This is a genomic window from Saccharopolyspora hirsuta (assembly GCF_008630535.1).
GTDB lineage: Bacteria > Actinomycetota > Actinomycetes > Mycobacteriales > Pseudonocardiaceae > Saccharopolyspora > Saccharopolyspora hirsuta.
In genome coordinates this window covers 36,545-51,842 of the sequence record NZ_VWPH01000013.1, presented here as the reverse complement: position 1 = coordinate 51,842, position 15,298 = coordinate 36,545, and the positions used below count along the sequence as shown (strand labels likewise).

16 protein-coding genes are annotated in these 15,298 nt (G+C 72.0%); 8 read left to right on the top strand and 8 right to left on the bottom strand.

The annotated features are described in order from the left end of the window. Positions 1-469: 469 nt before the first annotated feature. Positions 470-1,114 (bottom strand): hypothetical protein, encoded by a 645-nt coding sequence (locus tag F1721_RS25810; RefSeq protein ID WP_150069382.1) that lies wholly within the window; start codon positions 1,112-1,114, stop codon positions 470-472. A gap of 14 nt (positions 1,115-1,128) precedes the next feature. Next, on the bottom strand, positions 1,129-1,644 hold the full coding sequence (locus F1721_RS25805) for a SigE family RNA polymerase sigma factor (protein WP_150069551.1): 516 nt from the start codon (positions 1,642-1,644) through the stop codon (positions 1,129-1,131). Positions 1,645-1,811: 167 nt separating this feature from the next. Here F1721_RS25805 and F1721_RS25800 point away from each other — a divergent pair, with 167 nt between their 5' ends. After that, positions 1,812-2,828 carry a threonine aldolase family protein gene (locus tag F1721_RS25800; RefSeq protein WP_150069381.1) on the top strand — a complete coding sequence of 339 codons (1,017 nt, stop codon included), beginning with the start codon at positions 1,812-1,814 and terminating at the stop codon, positions 2,826-2,828. A 16-nt stretch (positions 2,829-2,844) separates the two neighbouring features. Then, positions 2,845-3,441: an HAD family hydrolase gene (locus tag F1721_RS25795; protein WP_170301613.1), complete on the top strand. Its 597-nt coding sequence runs from the start codon at positions 2,845-2,847 to the stop codon at positions 3,439-3,441. A 49-nt stretch (positions 3,442-3,490) separates the two neighbouring features. On the opposite strand, the gene F1721_RS34550 is transcribed toward F1721_RS25795, so the two are convergent. The 5 genes from F1721_RS34550 to purD form a co-directional block, all read right to left on the bottom strand. Further along, positions 3,491-3,655, bottom strand: a complete 165-nt coding sequence (locus F1721_RS34550; RefSeq protein ID WP_170301602.1) for a hypothetical protein — start codon at positions 3,653-3,655, stop codon at positions 3,491-3,493. Between the two features lie 96 nt (positions 3,656-3,751). Next, a complete protein-coding gene (locus F1721_RS25790) occupies positions 3,752-4,939 on the bottom strand; it encodes a pyridoxal phosphate-dependent aminotransferase (RefSeq protein WP_150069379.1) in 1,188 nt (395 codons plus the stop codon). A 332-nt stretch (positions 4,940-5,271) separates the two neighbouring features. Beyond that, positions 5,272-6,450 (bottom strand): WXG100 family type VII secretion target, encoded by a 1,179-nt coding sequence (locus F1721_RS25785; protein ID WP_246155307.1) that lies wholly within the window; start codon positions 6,448-6,450, stop codon positions 5,272-5,274. A 30-nt stretch (positions 6,451-6,480) separates the two neighbouring features. Beyond that, positions 6,481-6,780, bottom strand: coding sequence for a hypothetical protein (locus tag F1721_RS25780; protein ID WP_150069377.1), 300 nt, complete (start codon positions 6,778-6,780; stop codon positions 6,481-6,483). A gap of 124 nt (positions 6,781-6,904) precedes the next feature. Next, entirely contained in the window at positions 6,905-8,167 is a 1,263-nt protein-coding gene (gene purD / locus F1721_RS25775) for a phosphoribosylamine--glycine ligase (RefSeq protein ID WP_150069376.1), read from the bottom strand. A 293-nt stretch (positions 8,168-8,460) separates the two neighbouring features. On the opposite strand from purD, the gene F1721_RS25770 reads away from it, so the two are divergent. Further along, positions 8,461-9,567, top strand: coding sequence for a glycerophosphodiester phosphodiesterase (locus tag F1721_RS25770; protein ID WP_150069550.1), 1,107 nt, complete (start codon positions 8,461-8,463; stop codon positions 9,565-9,567). Positions 9,568-9,740: 173 nt separating this feature from the next. After that, on the top strand, positions 9,741-11,354 hold the full coding sequence (locus F1721_RS25765; protein WP_150069375.1) for a Na+/H+ antiporter: 1,614 nt from the start codon (positions 9,741-9,743) through the stop codon (positions 11,352-11,354). A gap of 345 nt (positions 11,355-11,699) precedes the next feature. Here F1721_RS25765 and F1721_RS25760 read toward each other — a convergent pair whose 3' ends face one another. Further along, positions 11,700-12,986, bottom strand: a complete 1,287-nt coding sequence (locus tag F1721_RS25760; RefSeq protein ID WP_150069374.1) for an adenylosuccinate synthase — start codon at positions 12,984-12,986, stop codon at positions 11,700-11,702. 103 nt (positions 12,987-13,089) lie between these two features. On the opposite strand from F1721_RS25760, the gene F1721_RS25755 reads away from it, so the two are divergent. From F1721_RS25755 to F1721_RS25740, 4 genes are all read left to right on the top strand, one after another. Next, positions 13,090-13,791 carry a hypothetical protein gene (locus tag F1721_RS25755; protein ID WP_246155306.1) on the top strand — a complete coding sequence of 234 codons (702 nt, stop codon included), beginning with the start codon at positions 13,090-13,092 and terminating at the stop codon, positions 13,789-13,791. Between the two features lie 170 nt (positions 13,792-13,961). Then, a complete protein-coding gene (locus tag F1721_RS25750; protein WP_150069373.1) occupies positions 13,962-14,600 on the top strand; it encodes an HNH endonuclease family protein in 639 nt (212 codons plus the stop codon). A gap of 126 nt (positions 14,601-14,726) precedes the next feature. Beyond that, positions 14,727-15,032 (top strand): winged helix-turn-helix domain-containing protein, encoded by a 306-nt coding sequence (locus F1721_RS25745; protein ID WP_246155305.1) that lies wholly within the window; start codon positions 14,727-14,729, stop codon positions 15,030-15,032. 13 nt (positions 15,033-15,045) lie between these two features. Then, complete coding sequence (locus F1721_RS25740) at positions 15,046-15,297, top strand: hypothetical protein (RefSeq protein WP_150069372.1); 252 nt, start codon at positions 15,046-15,048, stop codon at positions 15,295-15,297. The last annotated feature ends 1 nt before the right edge of the window (position 15,298 follow it).

Sequence of the window (15,298 nt, the reverse complement as noted above, 5' to 3'; positions counted from 1 at the left end):
CAATCGAAATTGCCAGCGTTCTCGACGGAACCTGCGGCGGCGGGGTGAGGCAATTTCAATCGAAATTGCGGACGTCACCACCCCTCGGATGGCCGTCCGAACCGTAGACGCCACCACCGCCCGAGCGGCCATCCGAACCGCAGGCGTTACCACCCCGGGCGGCCATACGAACTACAGACGCCACCACGCCTCGCGCGGCCGTCCGAACCGCAGACCTCACCACCCCTCGCGCGGCCATCCGAACCCCAGGCGTTACCGCACCTCGGATGGCCGTCCGGATTGCAGGCGGCACTGGCCTTCGTAGGGCATCGGCTCGGGTTCGATCTTGGCGGGGAGGGGCGTCCGCTAGGGCCGGAACGTGCGGTCAGTCTGGGCGGGGGCTGGCTCGTCGAGCGTTTCGGGTCGGCTTGTCGGGGTCTGGCGCGGCTCTCGTGGTTGTGATCGGGTGTGGTCGTTTGTTGGGTGGCGCTCAGAACTGGCCTGCTAGGTCTCCGGCCAGGGCTGGTAGGCGGGTGCTGTAGGGGGCCGCTGGGGAGCCTTCGTCCGGGTCGCTCCGGACGACCACCAGCTTTCCGCTGCGGGTTTGGCGGACCGACTGCTGCGTGCCGTCGGGTTGGCGGGTGTCGCCAGGGGTTGCTTGGTCCGGGGGGACCGTTCCCGCCGGGCTCACGATCACCGTCACGCTGCCCGCCGCCGGGCCCTCGCGGAGGACGAAGGACGCCGCCTTCGCCCCGGACGGGCAGCTCGGGGGCGCCACCGGGGCCGTCGCCGCCGCCTCCGGGAGCTGCTTGGTCACCGCCGCCGCCACCTGGGCGTCCGGACCGCAGCGTCCGCTGCGCTGGGAGAAGATGCCCGGGCCGTCCTCGCTGCGCGGCGAGGCCGGTGCGACCTCGGGCTGCGCCTGCTGGCTGGTGACGGGCTGCTGCTGCGGCAGGGTCAGGAAGACCCCGCCCGCGAGCACGCCCGCGGCCACCACCGTGCCGCCGACGGCCGTCATCCGGCGGCGAGCCGTGATGCGCCGCGACGCCCGCGCCACGTCGTGCTCGTCGAACGTCGCCGGAGGAACGGACTGCACCGAATCACGGAACAGCTCCTCGAGCTTGCGCTCGTCCACTTACCCGCACCCCCTCACGCCGACCGCAGATCGCCGAGCTCGTCGCCCAGCGCCTCGCGCAACGCGGCGAGACCCCGGGCGCACTGGCTCTTGACATTGCCCTCGCTGCACCGCATGACCGCCGCGACCCCCGCGACGTCCAGCCCCTCGAGGAACCGCAGCACCAGCACCGCGCGCTGCTTCGGCGGCACCTTCTGCAACCCGGCGAGCAGGGTCTGCTTGGTCGCCACCGAGTCGTCCACGTCCGGGCTGTCCACCGGCTTGTCCGGCAGCACCTCCGCGGCCCGCTCCCGCCGCCACGGGCGCCGGGACTCGTCGATCACCGCCCGCGTCAGGGTCCGCCGCACGTACGCGTCCAGCGCGCCCTTGTCGCGCACCTTCCGCCAGTGCCGGTGCAGCGAGATGAACGCGGTCTGGGCGAGATCGTCCGCGCGGTGCCAGTCACCGCACATCATGTACGCCATCCGACGCACCGCCTCCCGCCGAGCCGCGAAGTACTCCGCGAACTCCTGCTCCTCGCGCTGGTCCACGCGGAACTCTCCGCTCGTCAGTGCTTGCACGTCTAGGACGGGATCCCCGCCCCCAACCGTTGCACGCGCCGGCGCGGCGATCCACCCCGTGATTGATACCGCAATCCCCCCGGCCGTCGGCGGCGGGCTGTTGCCCTCCCCCGGGGCAGGTGTGATGTGATCCGTTCGTGACCAAACTGGCCCCCATCGACCTGCGCTCCGACACGGTCACGCGTCCCGACGAGCAGATGTCCGCGGCCATGGCGGCCGCCGAAGTCGGCGATGACGTGCTCGACCACGACCCGACCATGCGCGCCCTGGAGGAGCGCGTCGCCAAGCTGCTCGGCACCGCCGCCGCCCTCTGGGTGCCGAGCGGTTCGATGGGCAACCTGATCTCGCTGATGCTGCACCTGCAGCGCGGCGACCGGTTCCTCGCGCCGCACGGCTCGCACGTGCTCGCCTACGAGTTCGGCTCCGCGGCGTGGCTCGCCGGCGGCATGCCGCAACCGCTGGAGTGGAACGCCGGACCGGGGCGGCCGACGCCGGAGACCGTGCGCGGGCACGGCGAGTCCAGCTACGACACCCTGCGCACGACGCTGCTGTGCCTGGAGAACACGCACAACAGCGCTGGTGGCGCGGTGACGCCGCCGCACGAGCACGCGCAGCTGGCGGCCGCGGCCCGCGACAGCGGTCTGCGCATCCACCTCGACGGGGCGCGGATCTGGAACGCCTCGGTCGCCCTCGGGCTGCCGCCCGCCGCGCTGACCGTCGGTGCGGACAGCGTGCAGGCGTGCCTGAGCAAGGGCCTCGGCGCCCCGGTCGGGTCCGTCGTCGCAGGTGGCGAGGACTTCATCACCGAGGCGCGGCGGGTGCGGCGGATGCTCGGCGGCGGGGTCCGGCAGGGCGGGGTGCTGGCCGCGGCCGGGCTGGTCGCGCTGGACCGCATCGACGCGCTGGCCGCCGACCACGACAACGCCCGGCTGCTCGCCGAGGGCCTGGCCGAGCACGGCTGGTCGGTCACCGCGCCGCAGACCAACATCGTGCTGGCGGCGGTGCCGGACGTGGCCCTGACCCTGCAACGCTTGGCGGCGATCGGGGTGCAGGCGGTCTCGATGAGCGGCCAGATCCGGTTCGTCACGCACCGCGACGTCTCCTCGGCCGACATCAAGGAAGCGCTGCGCCGGATCGAGGAAGCCCGGCTCTGACCAGGAGGTGCACGTGGTGCGTTGGGTCGTGTTCGACTACGGCGAGGTGATCAGCCGGCGGACGGCGGCGCTGCCCGGCATCGCGGCGATGCTCGACGTCGAACCCGAGGAGTTCGAGGCGGCGTACTTCGCCGAGCGCAAGGCCTACGACTGGGGTTGCCCCGACCTGGCGTACTGGCGGGCGGTCGGCGAGCGGGTGGACCGGCAGGTCGACGCCGCGCTGTCCGAGCGGCTGACCAGCGCCGACGTGGCGGGCTGGATGGAGACCGACCCCGGCTCGGTGCGGCTGCTCGAAGACCTGCACCAGCAGGGCGTCACGCTGGCGCTGCTGTCCAACGCGCCGTCGTCGTTCGGGCGCGCGGCGGAGCAGGCCGACTGGGCGCGGCTGTTCAAGCACCTGGTGTTCTCCGGCGACCTGCAGCTGGCCAAGCCGGACGCCCGGATCTACCGCTCCCTGCTGGAGACCATCGACGCGGAACCCGCCGACTGCCTGTTCTTCGACGACCGGCAGGAGAACGTCGACGCGGCTCGCGAGGTGGGTCTGGCCGCCGAGCTCTGGCCCGGCCCCGACGCGGCCCGCGCCCTGCTCCGGTCCCGCTCGATCCTCGCCTGACGAGACGAGGGCACCTTCCCCGGCGGAAGGTGCCCTCGTCGTCGAGCGGTTACGACTTGATCTTCTTGCGGTCCCGGGCCCAGCCGATCGCGGCGGTGGCGACGAACAGCACCCCGCCGATCACCGCGAGCCAGAACAGGCCCTTGATGACGACCCCCGCGATCGAGATCACCAGCCACAGGACCAGCAGCCCGCCGATCACCTTCCACAACATCGCAAGCACCTCAGCTCGACCGCAGCAACTCGTCACCCCAAGCCTGCCAGACGGGACGCCCGATTAGTCCCACCCGGCGCGGACACCGGGGAAATCTCAGGGCTTCCCCGGACCGCTGGTGGGGAGCCAGGTCTTGAGGCGGTCGAGGGCTTCGGCGATGTCGTCGGTGCTGCCCGCGAAGGACATCCGGACGTAGCGGTTGCCCAGGTCCGGGTCGAAGTCCGCGCCCGGCACCACGGCCACCCCGGTCTCGTCCAGCAGGCGGCGGCAGAACGCGGTCGCGTCGTCGGTGAGATGCCCGATGTCCGCCCAGGCGTAGAACGCGCCGTCGGCCGGGGCCACCCGCGTGATGCCGAGGGATTCGAGGCCGTTCAGCAGCAGCTCGCGGTTCTTCCGGTAGCGCTCGACGTGACCGGCGGCCTCGTCGAGGGCGGACGCGGAGAAGGCCTCGATCGCGGCGTGCTGGGACAGCGCGGGCGGGCAGAGCGTGAAGTTGCCGGTCAGCGAGTCGACCGCGCGCCGCAGCCGCGGCGGCACCAGCATCCAGCCCAGCCGCCAGCCGGTCATCGACCAGAACTTGGAGAAGGAGTTCACGACGACCGCCTCGCGGGAGAACTCCCACGCCGAGTGCAGCGGGTCGCCGTAGCTGAGCCCGTGGTAGATCTCGTCGCTGATCAGCTGCACGCCGTTGGCCTCGCACCAGGCGGCGAGGTCGGCCAGCTCGGCGCCGGAGAGCACCGTGCCGGTCGGGTTCGCCGGGCTCGCCACGATCAGCCCGCGCACCGGTCGGTCCAGCTCCTCCAGCATCGCCACCGTCGGCTGGAAGCGGGTCGAGGCGTCGCACGGCAGCTCCACGACCTCGCAGCCCAGCGCGGCCAGGATGTTCCGGTAGGCGGGGTATCCCGGGCGGGCCAGCGCGACCCGGTCCCCGGCGTCGAACGCCGCGAGGAACGCGAGCAGGAACGCCCCGGACGCGCCGGTGGTCACGACCACGTCGTCGGCCTGCACCGACAGCCCGTACGACCGGTCGCAGTGCCCGGCGATGGCCTCCCGCAGCGCGGGCAGGCCGAGCTGCTCGGTGTAGCCGAGCGGATCGCCCTGCAGGGCGGCTGCGGCGGCCTCGCGGACCGCTCGCGGCGCGGGCGTGCTGGGCTGGCCAGCGGCCAGCGACACCACGTCGCCCTTGACCCGCTGCCGCTCCGCAGCAGCCGTGAGGACCTCCATGACCTGGAACGGAGCGACGTCGGCGCGCTGCGCGACGCCCAGAACCGCAGGATCGACCATGCGCTCAGCGTGCCAAACGCGACTCGGGGTCGGAACCCCAGCCCTCAGGGGCTCACCCCCGACGCAACCCACCGTCCCCCGGGTCTCCCCACCCGCAGTCCGCCCCTCCGCGGTGCCGCGATTTCAATGGAAATCAGATGTCCGATTTCCATTGAAATCGCGGGAGTTCTCCACAGCCCGGACGGCCTGTCCACACCCGTCGGCATGTCGGGCGCCGGACGCGCCGACGAGTGCAGTTTCAATTGAAACTGCGATCCGCCGTGGGTGGGAACCGCAGTTTCAGTTGAAACTGCGGTTCCCCCGGCTCGGAGCCGGTGCGGGGCACCGCGGGATCAGTAGCCCCGGTAGCCGCCGCCCTGGGCCATGGACTTCAGGCCGGGGTGGCCGTCGAAGCCGCCGTAGCGGTCGAAGGTGTAGCGGACACCGGCGATGATGTTGTCGACCGGGTTCCAGATGTCGTCGTGCCCCGGCAGCTTGTAGGACTGGAACGTCGGGTCGATGCACTGCATCAGACCCTTCGACGGGGTGCCCTTGGCCGCGTTCGAGTCCCAGTCGTTGATCGCGTTCGGGTTGCCGCCCGATTCCTTCTGGATGATCGTCCAGATCTCGTCGATGTTGTCCTCGGTCACCGGGATGCCGTTGGCCTGCAGGATCTTGATCGCCTCCCGGATCCACTCCTGGACGTTGCCGGGCGGCGGCCCGGCGGGCGGACCACCGCTCGGCCCGAGGCCGCCGCCGCCTCCGCCACCGGAGCCGCCGGACTCGCCGCCGCCCCCTCCGGAGCCGGAACCCGAACCACCGCCGGAACCGCCCGACCCGGTGCCACCGGACGATCCCGGCTCGCCGCCGGGCGCGGCGGACTGCGAGGTCGTCGCCGACGGCATCGTCATCTCCCAGTCGACCTTCCGCCCCTCGGCGGGCGTGAACGGCTGCTCCCCGGCCTTGGGCAGCGCGGAGAACACGTCGTTGAGCCCGGCCGCGGCGCCGCGCAGCTCGCCCAGCGCGCCGCTGAGCTTCGCGTTCGCCGCGTCGACCTTGCCCCTGGCCTCCTCGGCGTGCTCCTGCATGGCCTTCGCGATGGCCTCGTCGCGTCGCTTCGCCGCCTCCTCCTTGGCCTCGTCGTCGGCGTCGGCGACCTCCTTCTCGTACGCCTGCTCCGCGCGCCGCGCGTCGGCCAGCGCCCGCTCGCCGATCGCGTTGACCTCGTCCTTCGCGGCCTGCACCGCTTCGGCCGCGCGGTCCAGCGCGTCGGCGGAGCCCTGCAGCGCTTCGCGGGCCTTGGCGAAGCCGTCGTTGATCTTGCCCATGTAGCCGACGAAGGCGTCCGCGGAGCTGCCCTCCCAGGCCCCGTCCAGGCCGCTCACGGTCCGGCCCAGCGCGTTGCCGTGCTCATCGGCCTTCCCGGCCGCCTCGCGCCAGCGGGCGCTCACGGCGCGGATGTCGTCCGGCCTGCTGTTCTCGATCTTGCGCAGCTGCTCGGCGAGCGGGCCACCACCGGGCTTGCTCGCCACCTCTCCCGATATCCCCATCAGATCCCCAGTTCAGCGGAATGATTCGGCGTTGGCCTGGTCGATCTCGTCCACGGTGCTGCGCACCGCGTCGAGCGCGCCGCTGGCGCTGCGCAGCAGCTGCTCGGCGGCGTCGAACTGCGCCTTGCCGGTGGTGTCCAGCTCGCCGATCGCGGCGGCGAGGTCGCCCGCCGCGTCCAGCTCGCCGAAGATCGCGGCATCGACGCGCTGCCCCTCGAACCCGTCGCCGACCGCGCCCACCGGACCGGCCTTGCCGTCCAGCTCGGCCCGGCAGTCCTCCAGCGCCGCCAGGTTGTAGCCCGCCTGCGTCACGACTCCTCCTCGCGCTCGGCCGCCCCCATCGCGGCCCAGTTCCCCAGTCAGAACACCAGAAAAAACCGCCCAGCGGCGGGATTTTCCCCACCTCCGGGCGGTTTTCGCCGGAATGTCCCGATCGTCAGGCGGTCGGGACGGTGATCTCGCCGCGCACGGCGCGCAGCGCGATGTCGGTGCGGTAGTGCGCGCCGGGCAGGTGCACGCCGTTGACCCGCTGGTAGGCCGCGTCCCGCGCGGACGCCAGGTCCGCGCCCGTGGCGACCACGGACAGCACGCGGCCGCCCGCCGAGACCACCGCGCCGTCCTCGCGGCGCCGGGTGCCGGAGTGCAGCACGCCCTGCGCGTCGCTGCCCTGGATCACGTCGTCCACGCGCGGCCGCCCCGGGTAGCCCTCCGCGGCCAGCACGACGGTCACCGCGGCGCCGGGCTCCCACTCCAGCGGCGGCTGCTCGGCGAGCGTGCCGGTCGCCACCGCGTTGAACAGCGAGGCCAGCGGCGTCTGCAGCAGCGACAGCACCGCCTGGGTCTCCGGGTCGCCGAAGCGGCAGTTGAACTCGATCACCTGCGGGCCGCTGGAGGTCAGCGCGAGACCGGCGTAGAGCAGGCCGGAGAACGGGGTGCCGCGGCGCGCGAGCTCGTCGACGGTCGGCTGCACGATGGTGCGCACGACCTCGTCGACCAGGCCTTCCGGCGCCCACGGCAGCGGCGCGTAGGCGCCCATGCCGCCGGTGTTCGGGCCCGCGTCGTCGTCGCCGACGCGCTTGAAGTCCTGCGCGGGCAGCAGCGGGACGACCGTGGTGCCGTCGACCAGGCAGAACAGCGACGCCTCCGGGCCGTCCAGGAACGACTCCAGCAGCACCGGGTGGCCGCCGTCGAGCAGCTTGAGCGCGTGCGCCCGCGCCGCGTCGAAGTCGCCGGTCACCAGCACGCCCTTGCCCGCGGCCAGCCCGTCGTCCTTGACCACCCAGGTGGGTCCGAAGTGGGTCAGCGCGGCGTCCAGCTTGGCGGGGTTGTCCACCACCTCGCTGTGCGCGGTCGGCACCCCGGCGGCGAGCATGACGTCCTTGGCGAAGGCCTTCGAGCCCTCGATGCGGGCCGCCGCCTTGGACGGGCCGAAGCAGGCGATGCCGGCCGCGCGGACCGCGTCGGCCGCGCCCGCGACCAGCGGCGTTTCCGGGCCGAACACGACCAGGTCGGCCTGCCACCTGGTGGCCAGCTCGACCACCTCGGCGGGCTTGGCGACGTCGACGCCGTAGTTCTCGGCCAGCGCAGCGGTGCCCGCGTTGCCGGGCGCGCAGGCCAGCGCGGTGACGGAGGGATCGCGGGACAGGGCCAGGGCGATCGCGTGCTCCCGGCCGCCACCACCGATCACGAGGATTCGCACGAACCGCAGCGTAGAGCGTGCGGCAGGCCACGCGAGACCTGCCCCCGCGAAGAGGCCGGTTGGTGGTTGCGCTGCTCGGGTGGTCGCTCAGCGGAACCCGAGCGCTTCCCCGGGCTGCGGGTGCCCCTCCCGATGCACGCCCGCTTCGCCGACAGGCTGTCATCCCGGCGTTCACCTGGCGGTCGACCGGACGTCGCACCCGCTTGCGCGAATGGTCGATTGCGGCGGTCAGTGTTTTGCCCGAATGTGCAGCGTTGATCACGCGCTGCGGGACACGGGAGGGCAAATTGACGATTCGGGTACGCCTGACGGCGCTGTCCGTCGCGGGCGCAGCGGCGCTCGGGCTGATCACCGCGCCCGCCATCGCCGCACCGGACCGGCCGACCGGCACCGACCAGGTGACGGTCTTCGGCCACCGGGGCGCCTCCGGGTACCGCCCGGAGCACACGCTGGCCTCCTACGAGCTGGCCGCCCGGATGGGGGCGGACTACATCGAGCCGGACCTGGTGCCCACCAAGGACGGCGTGCTGGTCGCGCGGCACGAGAACGAGATCGGCGGCACCACCGACGTCGCCGACCGGCCCGAGTTCGCCGACCGCAAGACCACCAAGGTCATCGACGGCCAGGAGCTGACCGGCTGGTTCACCGAGGACTTCACGCTGGCCGAGCTCAAGACGCTGCGGGCCAAGGAGCGCATCCCGGAGGTGCGGCCGAACAACACCATCTACGACGGCCGCTACGAGGTGCCGACGTTCCAGGAGGTCCTGGACCTGCGCGCCCGGCTGTCCCGCGAGCTGCACCGGGAGATCGGCGTCGCCCCGGAGACCAAGCACCCGAGCTACTTCGCCAAGATCGGCCTGCCGCTGGAGCCCGGCGTGGTCGAGGCGCTGACCCGCAACGGTCTGAACCGGCCGAACGCCGAGGTCGCGGTGCAGTCCTTCGAGGTGGCCAACCTCAAGGAGCTGAGCAGGTCGCTGCGGGTGGACCTGGTCCAGCTGATCAGCAACAGCGGCGCGCCGCAGGACTTCGTCGAGTCCGGTGACCCGCGCACCTACGCCGACCTGGTCAAGCCGGAGGGCCTGCGGGAGATCGCCGGGTACGCCGACGTGATCGGGCCGGACACCAAGGTGATCCTGCCGGTCCGGGAGGACGGCTTCCTCGCCGAGCCGACCTCGGTGGTGGCCGACGCGCACGCCGCCGGGCTGGAGGTCGTGCCCTACACCGTGCGGGCGGAGAACAACTTCCTGCCGAAGGACTTCCGGTCCTCGGACGACCCGGCCGCCTTCGGGGACGTCTTCGGCTTCTTCCGCGCGCTGTTCGACACCGGCATCGACGGGATCTTCGCCGACCACCCGGACATCGCGGTGACCGCCCGCGACGAGTTCGCCGAAGGCCGCTGAGAGGAGTTCCGTTTCCGCTGCTCAGGCCCCGCGAGCACTTTCCGGCGCCAGGACCCCGGAAAGTGCTCGCGGGCCATCACCTGCGGAAACGTCCGCCGGGCCGGAGCAGCGGTGCCGAGCGGCGCGGCTCGGGCGCCGCCTAACCTGTCCATGATGGACGGAGGTGTCGCCCGGTGGTCCAACTGCTCCTCGTGCTGATCGGTGCGCTGCTCGTCACCGCGCTGGCCCGCAGCCGCGAGATCGCGGCCCCGCTGCTGCTCGTGCTGGTCGGCCTGCTGGTGTCGCTGATCCCCGGCACCACCGAGCTGAACATCAACCCGGAGCTGCTGCTCACCGTCGTGCTCCCGCCGCTGCTCTACGCCGCGGCGCTGGAGAGCTCCTACACGAACTTCCGGGCCCAGATCCGCAAGATCGCGCACCACGGCGTGCTGCAGGTGATCGCCACCTCGTTCGCGATCGGCTGGCTCGCCTTCACCCTCATCCCCGAACTGCCGCTGGCCTCGGCGATCGTGCTCGGCGCGGTGATCGCCCCGCCGGACGCGGTGACCGCCTCCGCGATCGGCCGCCAGCTGAAGCTGCCGCGCGGCGTCATGACGATCCTCGGCGGCGAGAGCCTGATCAACGACGCCGCCGCGCTGACGATCTACCGGATGGCGATCGCGGCCGTCGTCGGCACCACCCCGACCCTCGCGCACGGCGTGCTGGTGTTCGTGCTGGCCGTGGTGGTCGGCGTCGCGCTGGGGCTGGTGTTCGGCGTGCTCGCGCAGGCCGCGCGGACCCGCATCCCGGACGTGCAGGTGGCGACGGTGCTGGGCGTGCTGGTGCCGTTCCTGGCCTACCTCACGGCCGAGGAGCTGTACGGGTCCGGCGTGCTCGCGGTGGTCACCGCCGGGCTCTACGTCGGCCACAACCAGCCGCGCGCCCGCGCCGCGGGCCGCCTGCAGGAGCACACCGTCTGGGCCTCGATCAACCTGCTGCTGGAGAGCCTGGTGTTCGCCTACATCGGGCTGCAGCTGAAGACGGTCGTCGACGGGCTGATCGCCTCCGGGCGGGACATCAGCTCGCTGCTGCTGGCGACGCTGGCGATCTTCGCCGCGACGGTCGGCTTCCGGGTGCTGTGGATGTTCAGCTCGAACTACCTGCCCGGCCTGTCGCACCTGCTGAGCCCGGGCAAGCGGCCCGGCGGCCGGTGGCGGCGCACGGCGGTGATCTCGTGGGCGGGGATGCGCGGCGTGGTCACCCTCGCGGCGGCGGGCGCGATCCCGTTCACCACCAGTTCGGGTGATCCGTTCCCGGCGCGGGACCTGATCCAGTTCGTCGCGTCGGTGATCACGGTGGCCACCATCCTGGTGCAGGGCACCACGCTGCCCTGGCTGATCCGCAAGCTCGACGTGATCGACCCCGACGAGGCGGCCCGCGACGACCACGCCGAGGCCGAGGCGCGGGTGACGGCGACCAACGCGGCCCTCCGCTACCTGGACCAGCTCACCCCGGAGGACCTGCGCACCGACCCGGAGCGCTTCGACCGCATCATCACCCGGATGAAGGCCCTGGTGGAGCACCAGGGCATGGCCGCGGCCGAGCAGGTCGGCCGAACCCCGGCCGAGCGGGAGGACACCGCGAGCCGCGGCTTCTCCGACCTGCGGAGGGACCTCCTGGAGGTCCAGCGCTCGGCGATGGCCGACGAGCGGGACGCGGGCAACCTGGACGACGAGATCCTCCGCCGCGTCCTCCGCGAGCTCGACCTGCAGGAAGCCGCCCTGGACAGCTCCTGGCGCAACCGCTGACCCGCGATTTCAGTGAGCCTTTTTCATCCTGGCCGTGGACCGCAGCTGCGAAGGGCGACCGGCACCGGTCGGCGAGGGTCGCATGCGCCGCCAGGCGCATAACCCACCCTCGCAACTCGCACCGCCGCGGGTTCTCAGCGTTCGCCTGGCGAGGACGGCCCAACTGCCGTGTATTGGCATACATAAAGTTGGGCACCCGCAGTCCAGGCGGGCGCTGAGGTTCCGCCACCGGCACCGCCACGCAGAACGAGGTTGGAAAAACCTCAGTGGAAGTCAGATGTCCGATTTCCATTGAAATCGCGGCAGGGGACCCCGGCCGGAGCCGAGGTCCCCTGCCGTCGGAGGTCAGGCCATGGTGTGGCGGACGATGGTCTGGTCGCGGCCGGGGCCGACGCCGATCGCCGAGACGCGGGCTCCGGAGAGCTCCTCGATGCGCTCGATGTAGGCGCGGGCGTTGGCGGGCAGGTCCTCGAAGGAGCGGGCGCCGCTGATGTCCTCCCACCAGCCCGGCATCTCCTCGTACACCGGGACCGCGTGGTGCACGCCGGTCTGCGTCATCGGCATCTCGGTGACCCGCTCGCCGTCCACGTCGTAGGCCACGCAGATCGGGATGGTCTCCAGCCCGGACAGCACGTCCAGCTTGGTCAGGAAGTAGTCGGTGATGCCGTTGACCCGGGTCGCGTAGCGCGCGATCACCGCGTCGAACCAGCCGGTGCGCCGCGAGCGGCCGGTGGTGACGCCGAACTCGCCGCCCTGCTTGCGCAGGTTCTCGCCCGCCTCGTCGGTGAGCTCGGTCGGGAACGGACCGGCGCCGACGCGGGTGGTGTAGGCCTTCAGGATGCCGATCACCGCGTTGATCTTCGTCGGGCCGATGCCGGACCCGGCGCAGGCGCCGCCCGAGGTCGGGTTCGACGAGGTCACGAACGGGTAGGTGCCGTGGTCGACGTCCAGCAGGGTGCCCTGCGAGCCCTCCAGCAGCACCGTCTCGCCGCGGTCCAGCGCCTGGTTGATCAGCAGCTTGGTGTCGGCGATCCGGGACGCGAACTTCTCGCCCTGGGCCAGCACGGTGTCCACGACCTCGTCGACGTCCAACGCGCGCCGGTTGTAGACCTTGACCAGGATCTGGTTCTTCACGTCGAGGGCGGCCTCGACCTTCTGCCGCAGGATCTTCTCGTCCAGCAGGTCCTGCGCGCGGACCCCGACGCGAGCGATCTTGTCCTGGTAGCAGGGGCCGATGCCGCGACCGGTGGTGCCGATCTGCTTCTTGCCCAGGTACCGCTCGGTGACCCGGTCGATGGCCACGTGGTACGGCATGATCAGGTGCGCGTCGGCGGAGATCAGCAGCCGCGAGGTGTCCACGCCGCGCTCCTCCAGCCCGGCCAGCTCCTCCAGCAGCACGCCGGGGTCGACCACGACGCCGTTGCCGATCACGTTGGTCACCCCGGGGGTCAGGATCCCCGACGGGATGAGGTGCAGCGCGAAGTCCTGCCCGTCGGGCAGCACCACGGTGTGACCCGCGTTGTTGCCGCCCTGGTAGCGGACGACCCACTGCGCCTGCTCGCCGAGCAGGTCGGTCGCCTTACCCTTGCCCTCGTCGCCCCACTGGGCGCCGATCAGCACGATCGCCGGCATGTGAAACTCCAACCTGGACTGGGTGGTCGCCAGCGTGACCGCACGCTTCGCCCGCTCCCACCACGGGGTATGCCGGTCGATCAGGGTAAACCAGGAGCGAAACGTGAGTACCACCGCATTGTCCTGCGGAAACGTCGACCGCGCAGCGCGCCCGGCCGGTGACGGTGTGCAATGGTTCGACGTGCCGGTCACCCCGACCCGGCAGGACCTGGACCCGCTGCTGGCCGAGACCTCGGACCGGCTGGTGGTGCACGGCACCGACGCCGACTTCGCCTCGGTCGTGCTGCGCCTGCTCCGCAAGGGGCGGCTGGCCGACCTGGTGGTGGGCTACGTGCCGGTGGCCGACTCCCCGGCGGCCCGGCTGTGGGGGCTGCGGGCCGGCGACTTCGAGCGGGCGCTGACCGCCCCGCCCCGCCCGTCCGCGCTGATCCGCGACGACTCGGGCGGCGTGCTGCTCGGCACCGGGAGCATCGAGCCGATCACCGGCCAGGTGTACTGCGACGACGAGCAGGTGCTCAACGGCAGCGCGCTCGAGATCACCGTCTCGCCCGACCCGGCGGCCACCCCGCTGCCGGAGTCCACCCCGGACCCGATGAACGCGATGCTGGACCCCGCGACGGACGGGCTGCTGGTCACCACGGTCCGGCGCGGCCTGCTGCGCCGCCGCAGCCAGGTGACCCGGGGGCGCGCGGTGCAGGCGTCGTTCCGCTCGGCGACGGTCGTGCACGACGGCATGAAGCACCCGCGCCCGGCGGAGAAGTGGGTCTGGTACCGGCACACCGAGGACCTGCGGTTCGCGCGCTGAGATCACCCGGCCGAGCGACGGCCATCGGTGCGAAATTCACCAGAAGATGACACGATCGGTGGCGATTTCACGCCAAGTCACCCACTGGCCACGCGCTGGCATTGATCCGTCCACCTGCGTGGGCAATGGTCGAACACCGACAACGGCGAGACGCCCACGCGGAGGAAGCCATGACAGGCCACCGAACGTTGCGCGCGACCCTGACCGCCCTGCCGCTCGCGGCCGCCCTGGGCCTCGGCCTGGCCGCGCCCGCCGGCGCAGAACCGCCGGGCATCCCGGACCCGGCGACCGCCAAGACCCAGCTCGGCGAGCTCAAGGTCGCCCCCGAGGGTTCGATGGACGGCTACAGCCGGGAGAAGTTCCCGCACTGGATCGACGGCCCGGACAACTGCAACACCCGCGAGTCGGTGCTCAAGCGGGACGGCGAGAACGTGCAGGTCGGCTCGGACTGCTACCCGACCTCCGGCTCCTGGTACAGCCCGTACGACGGCGAGACCTGGACCCAGCCGTCCGATGTGGACATCGACCACGTGGTGCCGCTGGCCGCCGCGTGGCGCTCCGGCGCGGCGGACTGGACGCAGGAGAAGCGCCAGCAGTTCGCCAACGACCTGGAGGGCCCGCAGCTGATCGCGGTGACCGACAACGTCAACCAGGAGAAGGGCGACCAGACCCCGGACCAGTGGATGCCGCCGCTGGCGGACTACCACTGCAAGTACGCCTCGATGTGGGTCGGCAGCAAGCACAAGTACGAGCTGACCATCACCGAAGCGGAGAAGTCGGCGCTGCAGAAGGCCCTCGACGGCTGCTGACCCGACCGGGGCGCGGCGTCCGCCGTCCGGCGGGCATCGCGCCCCGGCGCTTGACACGCTGTCGGGCGGTTGCGAGATTGCGGGCATGAGCAAGATCGAGATCGCCGCGCCCGAAGGCCGTCCGAGGTGAGCCGGGGCGAGCACCCCCGGCACCTGCTGGACCGCACCATCCACTCCCCGGTCCGGCTCTCGATCATGGCGGTGCTGGTCGCGGTCGACCAGGCCGAGTTCCGCCGCGTGCGGGACACCGTCGAGGTCAGCGACTCCGCGCTGTCCAAGCACGTCTCCACGCTGGAGGGCGCCGGGTACGTCGAGGTGCGCAAGGGGCAGGCCGACGGCCGCCCGTGCACCTGGTTGAGCGCCACACCGGTCGGCCGCCGCGCCTACGAGTCGCACCTCGCGGCGCTCGGCGCGATCATCGAGAGGTCGTGAGAGGGGAGGGCCGATGTCGGGGGCAACCGAGCTGCGCTCGTCGATCGCCGCACCGCCTGGCGGGGTGATGACGGACGAGGTCGGCGTCATCACCGGCACCTTGGAACTGGCCACGACCTGCGCCGACGGCGCGGTCGAGGTGTGGATCCGCTACGCCGGGGCCGAGGAGTGGTACCGGATCTCCGCGGCGGACTGCCGCCTGCACGACCCGCGCGACCACGAGGCCCTGCACACCGCCCTCGCCGCGGTCCTGAACCGGCCGTAGC

Coding starts and splice junctions, on each gene's coding strand:
- F1721_RS25790 (WP_150069379.1), bottom strand. CDS start 4,939: ATGGTCGATCCTGCGGTTCTGGGCGTCGCGCAGCGCGCCGACGTCGCT.
- F1721_RS25750 (WP_150069373.1), top strand. CDS start 13,962: ATGACAGGCCACCGAACGTTGCGCGCGACCCTGACCGCCCTGCCGCTC.
- F1721_RS34550 (WP_170301602.1), bottom strand. CDS start 3,655: ATGTTGTGGAAGGTGATCGGCGGGCTGCTGGTCCTGTGGCTGGTGATC.
- F1721_RS25760 (WP_150069374.1), bottom strand. CDS start 12,986: ATGCCGGCGATCGTGCTGATCGGCGCCCAGTGGGGCGACGAGGGCAAG.
- F1721_RS25740 (WP_150069372.1), top strand. CDS start 15,046: ATGTCGGGGGCAACCGAGCTGCGCTCGTCGATCGCCGCACCGCCTGGC.